Source organism: Alteromonas sp. AWQ4_252 (assembly GCF_056158205.1).
Genome location: NZ_JBSWSV010000001.1, coordinates 811,300 through 829,510, shown reverse-complemented (window position 1 = coordinate 829,510; position 18,211 = coordinate 811,300). Strand labels below are relative to the sequence as shown.

Annotated in this window: 16 protein-coding genes; 7 read left to right on the top strand and 9 right to left on the bottom strand. The window is 46.5% G+C overall.

The genetic code is table 11. The features are described from left to right. Positions 1–17 precede the first annotated feature (17 nt). The gene (locus ACXACM_RS03645; protein WP_474819862.1) at positions 18–248 is read right to left on the bottom strand and encodes a SlyX family protein; all 231 of its coding nucleotides are present in this window, start codon (positions 246–248) and stop codon (positions 18–20) included. Further along, positions 248–1,237 (bottom strand): WD40 repeat domain-containing protein, encoded by a 990-nt coding sequence (locus tag ACXACM_RS03640; RefSeq protein WP_474824205.1) that lies wholly within the window; start codon positions 1,235–1,237, stop codon positions 248–250. The genes ACXACM_RS03645 and ACXACM_RS03640 overlap by 1 nt, the downstream gene beginning before the upstream one ends. A gap of 164 nt (positions 1,238–1,401) precedes the next feature. Between ACXACM_RS03640 and fkpA the strand changes: the two genes are divergently transcribed. After that, positions 1,402–2,184: an FKBP-type peptidyl-prolyl cis-trans isomerase gene (fkpA, locus tag ACXACM_RS03635; protein ID WP_474819861.1), complete on the top strand. Its 783-nt coding sequence runs from the start codon at positions 1,402–1,404 to the stop codon at positions 2,182–2,184. A 252-nt stretch (positions 2,185–2,436) separates the two neighbouring features. On the opposite strand, the gene ACXACM_RS03630 is transcribed toward fkpA, so the two are convergent. Further along, positions 2,437–2,724, bottom strand: coding sequence for a hypothetical protein (locus tag ACXACM_RS03630; RefSeq protein ID WP_474819859.1), 288 nt, complete (start codon positions 2,722–2,724; stop codon positions 2,437–2,439). Between the two features lie 184 nt (positions 2,725–2,908). On the opposite strand from ACXACM_RS03630, the gene greB reads away from it, so the two are divergent. The 3 genes from greB to ACXACM_RS03615 all read left to right on the top strand — a co-directional run bounded on the left by greB (position 2,909) and on the right by ACXACM_RS03615 (position 8,634). Then, the gene (greB, locus tag ACXACM_RS03625) at positions 2,909–3,394 is read left to right on the top strand and encodes a transcription elongation factor GreB (RefSeq protein WP_474819858.1); all 486 of its coding nucleotides are present in this window, start codon (positions 2,909–2,911) and stop codon (positions 3,392–3,394) included. 184 nt (positions 3,395–3,578) lie between these two features. Next, positions 3,579–5,906: a Tex family protein gene (locus ACXACM_RS03620; RefSeq protein WP_474819856.1), complete on the top strand. Its 2,328-nt coding sequence runs from the start codon at positions 3,579–3,581 to the stop codon at positions 5,904–5,906. 175 nt (positions 5,907–6,081) lie between these two features. Further along, positions 6,082–8,634: a hybrid sensor histidine kinase/response regulator gene (locus tag ACXACM_RS03615; protein WP_474819855.1), complete on the top strand. Its 2,553-nt coding sequence runs from the start codon at positions 6,082–6,084 to the stop codon at positions 8,632–8,634. Between the two features lie 78 nt (positions 8,635–8,712). Here the strand turns inward: ACXACM_RS03615 and ACXACM_RS03610 are convergent, their stop codons facing one another. From ACXACM_RS03610 to bioH, 3 genes are all read right to left on the bottom strand, one after another. Next, positions 8,713–9,555: a putative metalloprotease CJM1_0395 family protein gene (locus ACXACM_RS03610; protein ID WP_474819853.1), complete on the bottom strand. Its 843-nt coding sequence runs from the start codon at positions 9,553–9,555 to the stop codon at positions 8,713–8,715. 4 nt (positions 9,556–9,559) lie between these two features. Then, positions 9,560–9,892 carry a hypothetical protein gene (locus ACXACM_RS03605; protein WP_474819852.1) on the bottom strand — a complete coding sequence of 111 codons (333 nt, stop codon included), beginning with the start codon at positions 9,890–9,892 and terminating at the stop codon, positions 9,560–9,562. 199 nt (positions 9,893–10,091) lie between these two features. Further along, positions 10,092–10,883: a pimeloyl-ACP methyl ester esterase BioH gene (gene bioH, locus ACXACM_RS03600; protein ID WP_474819851.1), complete on the bottom strand. Its 792-nt coding sequence runs from the start codon at positions 10,881–10,883 to the stop codon at positions 10,092–10,094. Positions 10,884–10,947: 64 nt separating this feature from the next. Between bioH and ACXACM_RS03595 the strand changes: the two genes are divergently transcribed. Further along, entirely contained in the window at positions 10,948–11,625 is a 678-nt protein-coding gene (locus tag ACXACM_RS03595) for a ComF family protein (protein WP_474819850.1), read from the top strand. Here the strand turns inward: ACXACM_RS03595 and ACXACM_RS03590 are convergent. Beyond that, complete coding sequence (locus ACXACM_RS03590) at positions 11,610–14,195, bottom strand: M14 family metallopeptidase (RefSeq protein ID WP_474819848.1); 2,586 nt, start codon at positions 14,193–14,195, stop codon at positions 11,610–11,612. The two genes, ACXACM_RS03595 and ACXACM_RS03590, sit on opposite strands and share 16 nt — an antisense overlap. A 126-nt stretch (positions 14,196–14,321) precedes the next feature. On the opposite strand from ACXACM_RS03590, the gene nfuA reads away from it, so the two are divergent. Beyond that, complete coding sequence (nfuA, locus tag ACXACM_RS03585; RefSeq protein WP_474819847.1) at positions 14,322–14,900, top strand: Fe-S biogenesis protein NfuA; 579 nt, start codon at positions 14,322–14,324, stop codon at positions 14,898–14,900. A gap of 219 nt (positions 14,901–15,119) precedes the next feature. Here nfuA and ACXACM_RS03580 read toward each other — a convergent pair whose 3' ends face one another. After that, positions 15,120–16,466: an MATE family efflux transporter gene (locus ACXACM_RS03580; RefSeq protein WP_474819846.1), complete on the bottom strand. Its 1,347-nt coding sequence runs from the start codon at positions 16,464–16,466 to the stop codon at positions 15,120–15,122. A 24-nt stretch (positions 16,467–16,490) separates the two neighbouring features. Here ACXACM_RS03580 and ACXACM_RS03575 point away from each other — a divergent pair, with 24 nt between their 5' ends. Further along, on the top strand, positions 16,491–17,588 hold the full coding sequence (locus tag ACXACM_RS03575; RefSeq protein ID WP_474819845.1) for a polysaccharide deacetylase family protein: 1,098 nt from the start codon (positions 16,491–16,493) through the stop codon (positions 17,586–17,588). A 21-nt stretch (positions 17,589–17,609) separates the two neighbouring features. Here the strand turns inward: ACXACM_RS03575 and ACXACM_RS03570 are convergent, their stop codons facing one another. After that, positions 17,610–18,206 (bottom strand): GNAT family N-acetyltransferase, encoded by a 597-nt coding sequence (locus ACXACM_RS03570; protein ID WP_474819844.1) that lies wholly within the window; start codon positions 18,204–18,206, stop codon positions 17,610–17,612. Between the last annotated feature and the right edge of the window lie 5 nt (positions 18,207–18,211).

The window sequence follows — 18,211 nt, the reverse complement described above, 5'->3', positions numbered from 1 at the left end:
CAAGTTACCAGTTGATGCTAATAATGGGGCGGCGGTGTTTCATCTGAAAGCTTGGCGATGTTTGAAGGCTCAAACCCCTTAACTTTTTCCATGACGTGACGAAGTTGCACCTGGAGCTTCTCAATTTGATACTGCTGCTCGGTCAGGGCTTCATTCAGAGAGTCAATTGTATGCTCCTGAAACGCAACCTTCGTTTGTAATTCCTCGATAGCCGCTACGGCTTCATCTATTGTCATATTGTCGTGCATTAGTCCACTGCCCATAATTCTGCTAACCCGCTGCTGCTTTCGGATAAAATATTTCCCTCTGACGTAAAACTCACCCCATAAACCACTGCGGTAGCGGGGCGGGACCCAGCCTTGGCTGCCACTTTCCACTCGCCCTGTTGCTCCCCGGTTCTAACATCCCAAAGGTATATGCGTCTTGATGGCGCCCCAGTAAGTAAGTGCTTACCATCTTCAGAGAAAACTGCATCGGTAAAGATTTTCTGGCGCGCAATATACTTCAGGTTGCTAATGGGTGCACCCGTTTGTGCATTCCAAATTTTAGAATCGTGCTTACTGTCTGCGGTGAAGATGTATCGCCCGGCATCATCCATTGCCACCTTTGTCACCCTGCTGGAATGGGTAAACGTATGAATTATTTGCCCTGTTTGTGTACTCCAAAGGTAAGCCACATAATCGTTACTACCTGTTAGGGCGAATTGCCCGTTGGGGGAAATGTCCACACTGTTGATGCGTTCCTGATGCCCTAAAAACTCTAAGCGACGGCCAGTTTCAGGTTCGAAGTACATTACTTTTCCGTTGCTCCGCCCGACTAATATACCCTTGCCATTATTACTCACCGCTACATCTCGGATAGTCGACTCATCAATGCGCCAAAAACCCACAGGCTCGCCGCTGTCGATGCTCCAAAGGGCAAAGGCATCTCTGTCAGTGGTGACGACATAACGGCTGTCTGCGGAAATGTGAATGGCAAGGACAAGATTATTTCCTTCGCTTTGATGCTGCCAGTGATAAAGCACCTTTTCATCGGTGTTATGCCAGACACTGATCCCGTTATCCACACCGGAGACCACACTCAATTTGCCGTCCACTGAAATATCTGCGGCAAAAGTACCGTCTTTGCCATGTTGCCACTTTTCCAACGGATGTGAATCGGGTACCGTACACCCTTGTGAAAAAAGCAAGACAGCGGTCAGTGATAGTATTCTTTGGAACAATCGTCGATGAATCATGTCTACAGGTTTCGCTTTATCTACGGCTGTGTTTACCATAGCATGGATAGATGATGATCAATTTAGCAAAATGATTTTATCATTGATCATTTTTCTAAATTTATTAGTTAACATTAAAACACCCGTGCACGCGCACGGTTTTTATTTTTAAAATGGAGAAGTTTATGCGTAAGTCGCTCGTCGCCTTATCTACCATAGCCGCTTTGGGTTTATTTGCTTGTCAGCCAAATACCGACCAAACCAGCAAAGAACAAGAAGTGAAAGACACTGCCACGGAAAGTAGCGCGGCTGCAGATATGACTGATGCACAAAAACAAGCCTATGCGATGGGAGCTAGCATGGGGTTATTTGTGGCGAATCGCGCCAAACAACAAGATCAATTAGGCATGCCACTTGATCAGGAAGCGCTTAAGCAGGGTTTCGAAGACGCGTTGAACAACGATACCAAGTTGTCACAAGGCGATATTCAGAAGTTTGCCCAGGCTGGCGAACAAGAAATACGTGCAAAGCAGCAGGAAATGGCTGCAAAAGCTGCAGAAGAAAATATTCAGATTGGCGCTGACTATTTAGCTCAGAACGCTGAGAAAGAAGGCGTTACGGTAACTGATTCAGGTTTGCAGTATGAGGTTATTGAAGAAGGTGAAGGCGTAAGCCCAGATGCAACAGATACAGTGAAAGTACATTATCACGGTACGTTAATTGACGGCACGGTTTTCGACTCTTCTTACGAGAGACAAGAACCTGTGATTTTTCCTCTTAATCGCGTAATTCCCGGCTGGACTGAAGGTGTACAGTTGATGAAAGAAGGCGCTAAATACCGCTTTGTGATCCCTGCAGAACTGGCTTACGGCGAACGTTCAACAGGGCTTATCACGCCAAATTCAACGCTGATCTTTGATGTTGAGTTGTTAGAAGTCATTAAGGCTGATGAAGAAGCTGCTGAATAAGACAGCGCTGAACTAACAAAAAGCCGACGCATAAATCGTCGGCTTTTCTTTTTGGTATCTCCGTACCTACAAGTTGTCCTTACGTGCATATCGCCTGTTTAGGTTCAAGCGCGTGCCCGGATAAGAATTCGGGCTTTACTGTGTATGCAGAAACTATTTGCTTCACTTTCAATATAGAGGGAATTCTGAAAACCTGACAGTGTTTTTATGGAACGATTGGCGATAAAAAAAACCTGTTTATGCAGTCGTGTTTTAACTATTGTCTGACAACAAAAGCCTTCTGCGCTCTGGACGCGCTTTGAGTGTAGCACAGTGACGTATCATGATGTGCCCAACCTTGTAAGATAACAGACCACCGACAATTAACGCTGCGGTTTTTATACTGTCGATTTGAACCAACACATCTATAATACCAACAGCAAACAGGGTGACGCCTGATAGAAACAGCAAAAAGCCCACTATTGTAATGCCGTTGGCAGTGGCTGATGCGGTGTTCTTTTTCTGCTGAAAATGCTGTTGATGGTCCATTGGTTTACTCACTGTTTGTCTCCACATTAAGTATGGATGTTTATATGACATTTGCGCCAGTATTTCGTTCATATTTTATGCACTAGCAATGCATAGCGATGACATTCTTATGCAAAATCATCGAGATACCATTTGCTTATCGGCGTAATTTCATTTTTTATTAGTAGAAGAAACATAAAGATAGTGAATTCTTAGTATGCGAACGCCGTTGATCACACGGAATGGATATAAAAAATTACAGAAAGAACTCGATCATTTGTGGCGAGTGGAACGTCCTGAGACAACCAGAAAAGTAACCTGGGCTGCCAGTTTAGGCGACAGAAGTGAAAACGCCGACTACCAGTATAACAAAAAGAGACTCAGAGAAATCGACAGACGCGTTCGCTATATACGCAAGTGTCTTGAACGCCTTAAGGTCGTCGATTACTCGCCGGAACAAGAGGGCAAAGTGTTCTTTGGAGCCTGGATCGAAATAGAGAATGACGATGGCAAGGTGATGACACTTCGCATTGTAGGGTACGACGAGATCTTTGGCCGAAAGGATTTCATCTCGGTGGATTCGCCCATGGCCCGCGCCTTAATTGGCAAAATGGTAGAAGACGATATTGAAGTGAAAACTGAAGCCGGTCATTTTACGTGGTGGATAAATAAAATCTGGTACGACACAGACGACCGTATTTAAGCGATGGCAGACAATTAAAAACCAAAGGCAAAGGCATCCACCTCCGAAAACCGGTTAAAAAGTGAGACGAACGTCATTTTCCCGCTTTTCATCAGTGCTATACTTGCGCCACTTTATTATTATACGAATTACGCCCGCCCCACTAGCACGGGCCAGACCTATCAGGAACGCAACAGAGTTCATTATGATCATCAACAAAATTGCCGAAGAACTAGCCGTCAACGCCAACCAGGTACAGGCCGCAGTCACACTGCTTGACGAGGGTGCCACTGTGCCGTTTATCGCGAGATACCGAAAGGAAGTGACTCAGGGTCTGGATGATACTCAGCTACGCACACTGGAGCAGCGCCTTACTTACCTTCGCGACTTAGAAGACCGTCGCTCGGTTATTCTAAAATCCATTGACGAACAGGGCAAACTCACTGACGGCCTGCGCAAAGAAATTCAGTCAGCAGACAGTAAAACTACACTCGAAGATCTCTATTTACCCTACAAGCCACGCAGACGTACCAAAGGCCAAATTGCTATCGAGGCTGGCCTGGAGCCACTTGCAGATCTACTGTTTAACGACCCGACTCTGGTTCCCGAAAAAGAAGCAGAGACTTTTTTGTCTGCAGACAAAGGGGTGGCAGATGTTAAAGCTGCCCTGGAAGGCGCACGCTATATTTTAATGGAGCGATTCGCTGAAGATGCCAGTCTGTTGGCCAAAATCAGACACTATCTCAATGACAACGCCTTTGTGAGCAGCACGCTAGCACCGGGTAAAGAGAAAGAGGCCATAAAGTATAAAGACTACTTTGACCATCATGAAAAACTTAAAACCGTTCCTTCACATCGCGCTTTGGCTATGTTCCGCGGTCGTAACGAAGGCATGTTACACATTCAGTTAAATGCAGACCCGCAAAATGAGGATGCACTGGCTCCCTCACATTGTGAACATATTATTGCCGAGCATTTTTCCATTGCAGATAAAGGACGTCCTGCTGACGCTTTTCTTAAACAGGTAGTGCAGTGGACGTGGAAAATTAAAATTGGTTTACACATGGAAACCGAGTTGTTTGCCAAGCTCCGAGAGCAAGCAGAAGAAGAAGCTATTAGTGTTTTTGCTAAAAACCTTAATGATTTGCTCATGGCTGCGCCGGCTGGTGCCAAGACCACCATGGGCCTCGATCCCGGTCTGCGAACCGGTGTTAAAGTTGCCGTGGTAGACAAGACCGGCAAAGTCGTGGCGACCAACACTATCTTCCCTCACGCACCACAAAATGCCTGGGATAAATCCATGCGTACCTTAGTGAATGTATGTAAGCAACACAAGGTAGAATTAATCAGTATTGGAAATGGGACTGGCTCAAGAGAAACGGACAAACTCGTTGCTGAGATGCTCAAATCGGCCCCAGAGCTCGGTGCCCAGAAGATTATGGTAAGTGAAGCTGGCGCATCGGTTTACTCTGCATCGGAGTTGGCGTCGAAAGAACTGCCTGATCTGGATGTGTCTCTTCGTGGCGCAGTATCTATCGCTCGTCGCCTTCAGGACCCACTGGCAGAGCTCGTGAAAATTGAGCCCAAAGCCATTGGTGTTGGCCAGTATCAACACGATGTCAGTCAAAGTCAGTTAGGGAAATCCCTTGACCGCGTTATTGAAGACTGTGTTAACGCCGTTGGCGTTGATTTAAATACCGCATCGCCTGCACTACTCTCCTATGTGTCCGGGTTAAATAAAACGCTGGCCCACAACATTGTCGCTTTCCGCGACAATAATGGCGCGTTTGCCGACCGTAAATCACTTCTGAAAGTAGAACGTTTAGGACCAAAAGCATTCGAACAAGCTGCCGGGTTCCTGCGGATCACAGCCGGAACAAATCCACTGGACAGTTCAGCCGTTCACCCGGAAGCTTATCCCGTTGTTGATAACATTGTTGATCGCACGCAGGTAGCGGTAAACGATCTGATAGGTAATACCGAGCTGTTGCGAAAGTTGTCACCAGATGACTTCACCAGCGATGCTTTTGGTCTGCCTACTGTAAAAGATATTTTAAAAGAGCTGGATAAACCGGGAAGAGATCCTCGTCCAGAATTTAAAACCGCTTCTTTTAAAGAAGGCGTAGAAACCATTAGCGATTTAAAACCCGGCATGATCTTAGAAGGTGTGGTTAGTAACGTAGCTAATTTTGGCGCATTCGTAGATGTTGGTGTTCATCAGGATGGCCTGGTACACATTTCAGCGCTAACAAATAAGTTTATTAGTGACCCAAGGGAAGTGGTTAAGGCCGGAGATATTGTTAAAGTAAAAGTGCTTGAGGTGGATGTTCAGCGCAAACGCATTTCCTTTACCATGCGACTCGACGACACGCCAGTGCCTGCCACAGAAAAACGCCCTCAAGGAAGTAAAGCGAAAAGCAGCAAGCCGAAACAAGGCAATCGCAGCGGGGGTGGCAGGCAGTCTGCTCAGCCATCAAATGCGGCAATGGGTAACGCTTTTGCCGATGCGTTTGCCAAAGCCAAACAAAAGTAAATACTTTTACACGCTGTTATTAAATACTAAGTTCTACATGCGGCCTATATGGGCCGCAGCCTTATAATAACACAATGATTTATCTGTAACTTTAGTAGATTTACTTTAACCAACATTTGTACTTTTCTTCAGCTCGAACCATACTACCTGAGACTATAAAATTTCGGGTATTCTTGTGTCTAGTTCTTTTATAACCAGCTCTTTTGGTATTTCTCTTTTTTTGCGCTTTTTCTGCATCGCCGGATTGTTTTTTTCTACGTCAAGTCACGCCACGCTCACCGACGAATTGAATACTTTATCGGAAAGAATACACACAGAAATACCTTCACCTATCAGTGAAGTTATCCAGGTTCTCGAGTATCGGTTACAGTCTGATGACTACACGGACGTCGAAAGGGCTGAGATAGCTGCAGAGTACGTCAAGTATATGATAAAGATGCACCAGGTCAGCTCGGCATCAATAATCAATGTGCTTGAATCGTTAAAAGACGACGCCAACAGTGGCGCAGTAATTAAATTGGGCTTGGCGCGCATGTATGGCATTGATGCCCGGCTGGAACTTGCTCAGCCTATGTTTACCAAGTTATTGGCTTCTACTACGCTATCCCCCGAATTACAGGTACTAACCCGCATTTATTTGATGATTACCAATAGTGAAAATCAAGCCTTCGTGCAAAATGCCAGCTTGCTTGAGTCACTAAATACGCTCATGCGAGAGCACAATCTTCCCCATCTGGAGCCACTGTACCACTACATAGTAGCAGATTATTATCATTCTATACGTTCGCTGGACATCGCTCTTGAGCATTATTTGCTCTCCCTCCCAGGGGCGCAAGCCCGTGGCGACTGGATTCTTGTTAGTGACAACTTATACTCTATCGGTATTCTATATCGCAATAAGCAAGACTACGCCAAAGCTATTGACTACTTCGAAACTACTGAAAAAACAGATGGTAACCTGGATACTCACTATGGAGAGTATATTGCCATGTATGGTAGAGCCTCGACTTTATTCCGCTGGCAGAAATATAATGATGCATTAGCAATATCAGATAGAGTCCTTGAGCATGCTTATGCATCCTCTTATTTTGAGAGCGAACTGTACAAGTACAGGGCTAAAGCATTTCTCGCTCTGCAGCAATATGAAAAGGCCCGGGTAGCTCTGGACAATGCGCGCAGAATTTTTGATGAAAACCGGAAAGGAGAAGTGACCACGTGGCGCGCGGAATTGGAACAAATAGGGTCTCAAATTACCGCAGCTCAGGGCGACTACAAAACCGCTTATAACCAATTTGTACAATTTCATCAGGACTATGTGGAAGCAAAAAAATATGAAGATTTAGAGCTTCTTGAAAGCTCAAAACTGATGAACGATATTGCCTTTGAAAAACAGCGCGCTGCAGAATTGGAAGAACAAAACGCTGCGGTTTCTAATCTGCTTGCAGCAAGAGAAGCGGCAGACAATAGTCAGCGACAATACAATCAATGGTTAATAGTTTTGATTTTCATGGCGTTTGTCATGTTGATAATTATGGTTTTTCAGCTTCGCAAGATACGATCTACGAACCAACTGTATGCAGAAGCTACGGAAAAAGCAGAGTTACACAATGACTTGAAATCAGCGTTCATATCCAATATCAGCCACGAAATACGAACACCTCTGAACGCTATTATCGGTTTTGGACAGGTCCTCACAGAAAAGCTTGAAAATACCCCTTATAAGCGTCTGACTTCTCAAATAGTCAACTCTTCTGAAATGCTTTTACAACTTATCAATGACTTGTTAGATTTTTCAAAGATTGAAGCGGGCAAACTAGAGCTTGATGAAAACCCTTGTAAGATTCGCCATAGCTTGAGAAAGATCGGTGACATTTTTCATGCTCAGGCAAGTGCAAAAAAACTAAAATTTACCTTCACCATCGACAACAACATTCCGCAAATCATGATTTTTGATGAATTGCGTGTCAAACAGATACTCGCCAATCTCATCTCTAATGCAATAAAATTTTCTAATGAGGGTGAAATACAAATACTAGTAACAACCTTGTTGCTAACAGAAGAGCACTGTCAGTTTCGCGTGAGTGTAGCCGATACAGGTATTGGCATAACACCTGAGCAACAACGTCGCCTGTTCGAACCCTTTATGCAAGCAGAGTCCTCTACAGCCCGAAAGTTTGGTGGCTCTGGGTTGGGTTTACACATTTGCCAACAGCTACTGGAATTGATGGGGTCAAAGCTTTTTGTAGATACTGAACCGGGAAAGGGCTCAACATTTTACTTCGATCTCAATCTAAGTATTGCCAGCGCACTTGTCGCTTCATTGCCAACACCAGAAAAAGTATCCTCTTTTGCAAAAACAAGGCTATTACTGGTGGAAGATAATGACATAAATGTTGAGGTTATTGAGGCAATACTGAGTCAGACAAACCTCACCATTACCCGGGTACAAAATGGGCGAGAAGCGCTCCAACAATTAACTCACCAATCTTTTGATTTGGTTCTGATGGATATTCAAATGCCAGAAATGGACGGTTACGAGGCCACTCAAATGATCAGGGAGAGTCTGCAGTTAACAGTGCCCATAGTTGCTCTGACTGCTAACGCTATGCAACAGGATATTGAAGCATGTGAAAAAGCCGGCATGAACGACCACGTAGGTAAACCCATTGAGAAACAGCAGTTGCTCCGGGTTCTAGCTGAGTATTTGGGAGTCTCGCCAACGCTCTAAGCAGGTATGATTTTGTAAGAAAAGAATATTCCTGCCACCCATTAGGCTGAAAAATTGCGCTGAGATTGAAAAAAAGCACTACGCAAACGCAGTAAAACCACCGTCCTTCGGAGAGACCTGAGCCTGATAAAACTGTTGAATCACGCCAATACGATTCTGGTAAACCTCATCCTGAATGTCCAATTGGCGAGCGCCGGTTCCTTCTACTGAAAAGTCATTACCACTGGCAGAAACAGATGCGTCGGCGCCAGAAATTTCATCGTTTGATGATAATTCTGCCCGAGCCTCGGTGGCTTTGCGATTGGCCTCCGCCGCCACTTTTAAATCTTGCGAAGAAGGTTCAGCTGGCGCTAACGCTGCCGCGCGAACCTGCTCCATTTTTCGCACCGTTTGCTCGGGTGACTCAGCTTCAGAAACATCAATACTCACCTCACCGTCAGTGACATAACGTTTTCCGTCGGGGCCGGTATCGTATTCATATTTAGGCGAGCCTGCATATTGCCCACCAGCGGCAGCATGGGCTTGCTCGTGCTGACGTACTTCTTGATCCCGCTTTTCAAGGGATTCTATTTCTTTCTGCTGTGCCTGTTGCTGCTGTTTTTCTTCTGCCGACTCTTTTCCGGCACTTTCTTTATTTCCGTTGTCAGTGTCGCTGCCTTGGTTTTCACCCTCGTTTTGCAATACGTCTGGGCGAGCATCAACCTGAATCTGAGGCCGTTCATAGGTTACCGGCGCAGGTTTTTGACCCGGTGTTTTAGCGCGATCAGATTCTGAACCTAAGCCTTGTTCTGAGGCACTTTGCTCTGCGTCTTTGGAAGGGGGAATAGTATCTTTAAGTAGATTTTCGCGACGAGCAGCCTCCGTGCTCACATTCGCGGTTGTGAACACTAATGACGTGGGGACTGGCGTAACGATATTCATTTTATCAGGTGAGCGTATCTATGATGGTGCCAACGGTATCAAACGCTGTATCTACCACCTTTGCGGATGCCAGTGCGTTATTGCTGTTCAGTTGCAACGAGACTAAATCAGATGTGAGACTGTCACCGCCGCTAGGCAATGTATTTCTCACATTAGTTAGGTTTTGCAGCGATGCGTTAATCAGTACGTCGCCGGTGCCGTTGCTCTCAACGCTGTTTTGCGCTGCCCGCTGCGCAATGTTCATCGACGCTTGATTCATACCTTGGTAAGCGTTTTGCAAACCACTCATACCCGACACGATGGCCGAGTTAATACTATTGCCAATAATACTCGACATAAAATAGACCTCTACTCTCTCACGGTTAATTATTAACCAAAAACGAGAAAAGGAGAAGTCTTGAAGTCACTTTTTTTACTTACATACTTGTGCAGTTCTTATCCGATAAAGAACTGCAGGAAAAATATATTCTATATCAGGTAACTAGGGCGTGTTGATCTTTGCGGTACACTTTTTGTACTGCAAAAGTCAACACGCTCTAAGCCGTATAAGCAAATTGCCTGATAATATCTGCTGATTGCTGGGGATGAGAAATAAAGGGCGCATGAGACGCATGAGGCAGGACAACCGTGTCACTTTGCGGGTGTAACTCGCAAATCCTGTCGATACCGCTGGTAGGAACCAAACTGTCCAGTCGCCCGTAGATCCGAAGCGTTGGCTGTTTAATTTTGCCTACGTGCTGCCTGAGATCTTCCGTTGACAGCAACTTAAGGGCAGCACTTAATGCGGTTTCTGACGGTGATGGATAGGCGCTGATACTCTGCTTAATTGCTTTCATATCTTGTTTTGCTGTGGCACTGCCCATTGCCTGAATAGCGAGAAAGCGCTCCAGTGTTTTTTGATAGTTGCGGGCCAGTTCAGTCTCAAACTGTGCCAGCAGTTCAGCCTGGATTCCAGGCCAACACGGCCCGTTTATAAATCGCGGGGTTGATGCAATAGTAATTAGCGATGCGACTTTTTCTGGAAAGTCCAGTGCCAGCTTTTGCGCCACCATTCCGCCAAGGGACCAGCCAGCCACAATACTCTTAGGGGGCAGAATCTCTTGAAGGGCATGGGCCAGTGAATCTACAGAATATGTTGGTGGTAAAAAACCTGAATTTTCTCCGAAACCGGGAAGATCGATGGTTGTTACACGAAAATCTTGGGCCAGCAACGGAATAAAGTGTTCAAAAACACCACTGTTCATTCCCCATCCGTGCAATAAAACCAGATCTTTTCCTGTACCCGTAGTACGGCTGACGAGTTGCTCTGACACATTTATATTAATCACTTAGATAACTCCTCATTCTGTTGTTGCAAAATGTACAAACAACGGGAACGTCTGGCGCAAAACTATGCAAATTCCCAATCTGGCCTGTTTACTCTGTCAGCAATACAGTCCGACGGCTGTATGTGATTACTGCAAATTTGATACCCGCTCAATGTTACAGCTTAATTATGACGGTAATTTACTTCGCTACCCGGTTATCAGCAAACAGTTTCGACACAGTGCCTATGACGGCCTTTTGGCTTTAGGCGAATATGCGTGGCCTTTCGACGAACTTATCCAAAGAATGAAGTTTAGCCGTTGTATGGCAAGCACAGATATTCTCGCCCGCTGGTTCGTTGAACAGTGTATCGACACGGAGACATTGTTGCCTGATTGTTTGCTCCCCGTCCCCGTTCACTTTCGGCGCTTTCTGCACCGACGATTTAACCAGTCAGCCCAGCTCGCCAAGCGCATCGGCGAGCAGATTCAGCGCCCGGTCTGCTACGACTGGGCGAGCCGCAAACTCGGGAAGGCGCAACACACTCTGTCAAAGGCCGATCGGTTGCTGAATTTGCGCAATGCGTTCTCGGTTTCACTACCGGCCTCTTATCACCATGTTGCCATTATTGACGACGTCATGACCACTGGCGTTACCGCCGATGTGCTCGCAAAGCAGTTACGAATCCACCACCCCGAGCTCATTGTCGATATTTGGGTAATGGCGCTGACTTGTAAAACGCCTTTACGTCAACGAACCAGGTGAGTCGATTGATAAATAGCATTACCCATCAATTTACCCGTACCGTACCAGTACCCTCGGAAAAGCGTATTATCAACAAAACCTATCACTACACCTTTCCCTTTTTGTTGCACAAGTACTGCAGAAGAATCGGCAATCATATCTTGTAACTGGCTGGCGCTAAATCCGGCCAATAAGGGTTTTTCAGTGTAAAAAGCTGGCTGGGTGAACGGATTTTTTTCAGCCCTTATAATCATGTTACTCGTTTTAAACACAGGCAAAGTGTCACCGGTATAACCAAAAAATAGCGGGTGGCTGGTATCAATATTTGTATTATACACTGCACCTGCAATGATCTTACTCGCAGCCAAAGCGGATTTGTCTTTATACCCCATTGAATCTGTGGGAAAGGCGCGGTCAATGGTTTCTCTGCCAACCACATCTGCATCTAACAGGTTCCTGCTCACGAAGAATCGCAATGCCGTTTTTTGACCTATCAGTGCACCCCCTTGGCGGACCCAGTCGGTAAGGCGATCCATCACATCATCCGCGATATCACCGTAGCTTCCGCTAACGAAAATAATATGACTGTAGTCAGCGAAATTCACTTTATCCAGACGTGCTTTCTCGATGATTGACGGCGAAAAACCAACGCGAGTATCAAGGTAATGCCATATTTCACCGGCTTCTGATGAAGAGGTGCCTTCCCCCCCAACGACTAAAACCTGAGGTTGAGAGATAACCGACATTGTACGGCTGCCTAAATCTGCACCTTTTGGCGTTAACCCACTAGCAAGACTGTAAACTTCAACGCCTGTTAATCGAGAAGCCTCGCGGATATGTTCAACAAGGCTGATGGGTTGAGACAGCGGAGTAGGTATAACTATAGAACCTGCGCCGAAATCGACTTCACGGCCATCAGTTAATGTTGCACTAAAAGGGGCTTCCGTACTGCGGGCAGCAACGCCAGCCTCAAGCAACTGTTGAAGCATGGCTGGCGCGAAGTAATCATTCCACTCGAAGGCATAAGCATAAGCGTTTTCGTCCACAGCTGGCTGCCCCTTTGACGGCATTGCTTCGCCGAACTTTATACCCCGGCCATCACGTTTACTCAACACGGCATAGTCAAGGTTAAAAGCAAGGGCTATATTCCAGTTTGACACATCGTAAAACGTGTTTTCTGCGAAGGATTGACGGGTAGAAAACAAGCTTTTCACTAGCCTGTACTTAGGTTGGTCAAATGGCACAACAATACTGCCAGTCGGGAAAACCTGTTCGTCTTTCGTGAGTTCTTTATTAGTAAATTTATACTCAATACCATGCTGTTCAAAAATAGCGGTCAGGGCCTCGATGCGTCCCTTGTCATTTGGCAGGGCAATAACGCCAGCGAAGTCTTCGTCATCCTTGATCGCTTTGGATGTTTCATCATAAAACGTGTTTTGATAAGTAAGAATAGCGGGTTTGTTCGCAAGGGCCCCTTTAATCGTGCTTAATGTCGTGGTGACCTGATTCTGAATTGTTTGCGCAAACGCAAGTTCGCCGTTAATAGTATCTTGCACATGGCCGCGACTACTTGCCTGCTCGAACAGAATGCCAATACTGCCCAGCGAATCCGGGTAAGACGAGCCTTTACCGTAGTAAAAATCGTCGAAAGCCTCTTCAGAAAAATACAACTGACCGGCATCATCGAAGGCTTTGGCATGAAAACCCGCTAGAGCTTCGGTCAGACGAACATTGCCATCAGGCGTATTGGGATTTTTTCTGGAAGGAACCCCAGGCTGGAAGAAGTAAGTACTATCTGACCCCATTTCGTGGTGATCAGTGAGAATATGTGGACGCCATTTTTGAAAGTTCTTAATGCGGGCTTGGGACTCAGGGTGAGTCAGCAGTAGCCAGTCGCGGTTCAAGTCAAACCAATAGTGATTGGTTCTGCCTCTGGGCCAAACTTCAATATGTTCTCTGGTTAGCGGGTCTGACACCAGGTTCTTACCTTTATGCATGTTTGCCCAATGAGCAAATCGAGAAAGGCCGTCCGGGTTGAGTGACGGATCGAACAACACCACATTCTCATTCAAAAGTTCAGCGATGGTGTCGTCTTCACCGGCTGCTAAGTAATACGCCATAATGAGCGCCGCATTGCTGCCAGATGGCTCATTACCGTGAATGCTATATCCAAGATAAAAAAACAAGGGGGCATTGTTTGCCGTCTTTGCTCCTTGGTTTACAGTATCGAGATGAGCCTGGCGCCAGTTGGTTAGTTTATTGCGGTTTTTCGGGTCGGTAATAGTTAACAGTAACAGTGGACGATTTTCATGTGTATGCCCGGTTACTTCAACGGTCACGCGGTCAGAAGCTGCTGCCAGGGCGTACATGTAAGCAACCAGTTGATCATGTCGGACATGCCAGGTGCCTACTTCAGCTCCCAAAAAAGACGCAGGCGTAGGAACGGTCGGGTTAAACTTGACGCCTTTTGGCAGGTAAGCACTTGCGGGCTTTCCTCCCGAATCCTTAAATACCGGGGCAGCAAGAGCTGACCCACAGATCAGCATCATAGCAACAACGATTTTGAGCGTGGAAATTATTTGTGAACCCATATTCCTTTCCTGTTGTTTTTTGTACATTCGACCATACTTTTAACCGTGTCAAACAAATACCCGACTGTTTTGCTCAGGTAAATTTGTTATTATAGGCGTATTAAAGATGCAACGTAGGATTTGTTAATGATTACTATATCAGAAGAAGCACAGGCACACTTTGCAAAACTGTTGGAAAAACAAGATGCTGGGACGAACATACGCGTTTTCGTGGTAAACCCAGGTACATCCACAGCTGAGTGTGGTGTTTCTTATTGTCCTCCGACTGCAGTTGAACCTGAAGATGTTCGTTTACCGTTTAATGGTTTTGATGCCGTTGTGGATGCTGAAAGCGCACCGTTTTTAGAAGACGCGGAAATCGATTACGTTACAGATCAAATGGGGTCACAGTTAACGTTGAAAGCGCCGAATGCTAAAGCCCGCAAGGTGGCTGACGATGCGCCCTTAGTTGAACGTGTTAGCTATGTCATCGAAGCAGAGGTAAACCCTCAGTTGGCGAGTCACGGCGGTAAGGTAGTGCTACTGGAAATCACTGAAGACGGATACGCAATTCTGCAATTCGGCGGTGGCTGCAACGGTTGTTCGATGGTTGATGTGACGCTGCAGGACGGTATTGAAAAACAGTTGCTGGAACAATTTCCCGGTGAACTTGTGGGTGTCCGAGACGCCACCAAACACGAATCCGGCGAACATTCTTACTACTAACCAGCATGAAAAAAAGCGCTGATCCGTCTACTGGCCTCTTTCGTAGCTGGCGCAGATTCAAGTTCGGCCTTGGGCTTTTCGTTATTGGCGCTTTTTCTTTATTGTTGTTAAGCCATATTCATAAATTGGTGTATTACTTTTCACTTGCTACCCTGCTGCTGGGTTTCGCCATCGCTATTTCCGGTTATTTGATGTTGCTTTGGCACAGGCTCAAGATCATCAACCCTCGGAATCGACCGCCCTCTGGCGGCGAATAAAGCTAACAAATGCCGCTCCCAGGGTGACCCCTCTGGCAAGCAAAAATGCCAATAGCGCATACCATAACGCTCTGTTTCCTGCCGACTGTGTGAACCACCACACCGGGAAGTACACAAAAAAGGCGCTGATCACCATGGTATTGCGCATTGCTTCGGAACGTGTAAGCCCCACGAAAACGCCATCAAACAAAAAGCACCAGTGTCCGAGCAGTGGCAATAAGACCATTAAAGGCAAATACGTTTCCGCCGCGCTAGCTAAGGACGGCAGATCGGTAAGCAAGGCAATGATGTGGTTACCGAACAAACCAAATGCCACAGCGTACGCGATAGCAAATACCGACGACCAAAACAGCCCCCGGCGTGTATGAGCTAGAATGCGCGGCGTGCTATTTTTACCTGCAGCTTCGCCAACCAGCGCCTCAACAGCGTAAGCAATTCCATCCAGGCCGAGGGCAATTAACACGAAAAATTGCATTAGAATGGCATTTACTGCTGCAGACGTCTCACCCAAGCGTGCCCCTTGCAACGTTAAAAATGCAATACAAAGCTGTAATGCCAAATTTCGAATGAGCATGTCACTATTAAGCTTGAGCAGCACTTTTCTCGCCGCACTGTTAAACCAACCCAGCGAGGGCCGAAAAGACTGTGTCAATTTCAAAGCAACGAACAAACTCATTATCGTCATGCTGTATTCTGCGATTGCGCTCGCCAACGCCACACCCTTCACCGACATGTCTAAACCGTAGACGAAGGCAACGTCTAATCCACCATTGAGGACATTTCCCACGACCTGTATCCACAGCACCCAACGGGTTTTTTGCTGTCCCACCAGCCAACCAATGAGCGCAAGATTGAGCATTGCTGCAGGTGCGCCCCACACGCGCACATAGAAATAAGCTTCGGTGTACTGCGCAACGTTAGTTGAAGAGTTAGCTAAAAGGAGTCCGATAGACAGGATCGGCACTTGCAGTAGCCAAATTACCACGCCAAGTAATATAGCCATCATTGCGGTTTGCCACAGTACTTTGGCAGACAGCAGTTGACTGTTAGCAGCGTCGCCTTTCGCCTGGGCGCTCAAGCCGGTGGAGGACATTCTTAAGAACCCGCACACCCAGTAGATTTGAGTGAGGATTAATGTTCCAATGGACGCCCCTGCCAACATAGCAGATGAATCCATATGTCCCATCACGGCCGTATCAACCAGGCCAAGTAAAGGCGTGGTAACATTAGCCAAAATCATGGGAATGGCCAATGCTAATAACTGCTTATGGGCAGGCCAGTTAACTGAATCGATTTTGATCAACGACATCGTTTTTTAAGAAGAGGATGGTGAATGAAGTTTACCAGAAGACACCCGGCGGCGCTGAGCTATGCATTGTTTATTTTTAGTTTCGTGGCGGCGTTATTTGTTCAGGCTGCGCCTTCCGATAAGCAATTGGACGATCAGAGCAGCGCGGTAATATTGCTATACCATCATGTATCTGCGCACACGCCAGCCAGCACCAGTGTGTCACCTGCAGTATTTAAGGAGCACATGTCCTATTTAGCCGAGCATTACACTGTTTTGCCCCTACCTGATGTCATAAACGCCATCAAAAACAATCAGCCGTTACCCAACAAGACCATCGCAGTTACCTTTGATGATGGCTTTGAAAATATCTTGTCAAATGGACATGAGATCATGCAGGCATTGTCGCTGCCCTACACCATTTTTATAAACCCTGGGGAAATTGGTAAACAGAAAAGCCAATTGACCTGGCAGCAGGTGAAACAAATGCATGAGGATGGCGTGGATTTCGCCAACCACACTCTTGATCACCTTCACATGCTAAACCGTTTAGAAGGGGAAAGTGAGTCCACGTGGTTAGACCGGGTGTGGCAGAATGTAGAGGAAGCGGAAGCACAGATAAGCGAGCATACGGGAGAATCACTTAAATATTTGGCTTATCCATTCGGTGAGTTTAATCAACGTTTAGCCGAGCGTGTTAAACAGGCTGGATATATCGGCTTTGGGCAACATTCAGGCGGAGTAGGGCCAATCAGTAATTTTGCTGCGCTACCGCGCTTTCCAGCAGCAGGCCCTTACGCCAGTATGAAATCGCTAAAGGTAAAAATGGCAAGCCTGGCCATGCCGGTGCAGTCTCAGTCGCTGCAAAACCCAGAACTTGCCACCAATAAACTAGAGGGAAGCCAGAGTATCACGGTAGTCCATCAGGATGTTCGTTTGACACAAGCAGCCTGCTATTTTCAGGGTAAGAGCCTTCCCATTGACGTTAAAAATAACACCCTCAGTTACTCATTAAATCATACGCTGCCGGTTGGCCGCTCTCGTGTAAATTGTACCGCGCCTTCGGCATCAGAACCTGGTAGATATTACTGGTACTCACAACCATTTTTTGTTGCCAGGGAAGACGGTACCTATCCTGACTAGAGTGTGTTGACAACGCCACTATTACAGTGGCGCTATGCCCTTTGACATTTTAATGAATGGGGCAAAATCTTGCTTACCACTGAACCCCAAAGCCTCATAAAATCGCACGGCTCCATGATTATGCTCTTCCACATCCAAAATAAGCGACAACTTGCCCAACGCTCGTGCTTTGCGTTCCATAAAGCGAATTAACGCTGTACCCACGCCGTTTCGTCTGGCGCCAGCAGCAACAGCAATATGACCAACGCTCATCTCGAGTACCATCGGGCAATGCAGAGCAACTGTGTGCTGTTGACTTCTCATGACAACTTCCAGGGCCTCGTCAATACCAAAGTAATCCGTGATGGCAGCAAGGGTATTTCTGTCGAAGTGCTCTGGTAATCCGTCGTGCCAGCAGGATGCTATGCCAACAATGTCCTCTCCTACGCATGCCAGCCAATGGTTTTCAAAGCCATACTGACCCGTCCCCCGGAGCCAAGCGGCTGAGAGAAAAGCAAACGCATCGTCGCGATTTCCATTTCCAAAAATACAGGTTAATAAATTTTCCGCTGCATCCAGTAACAGCGGCACCGCGAATTCCATATCCTTCGCGGCTGCCTGCCTAACAACAACTGTCATGACAA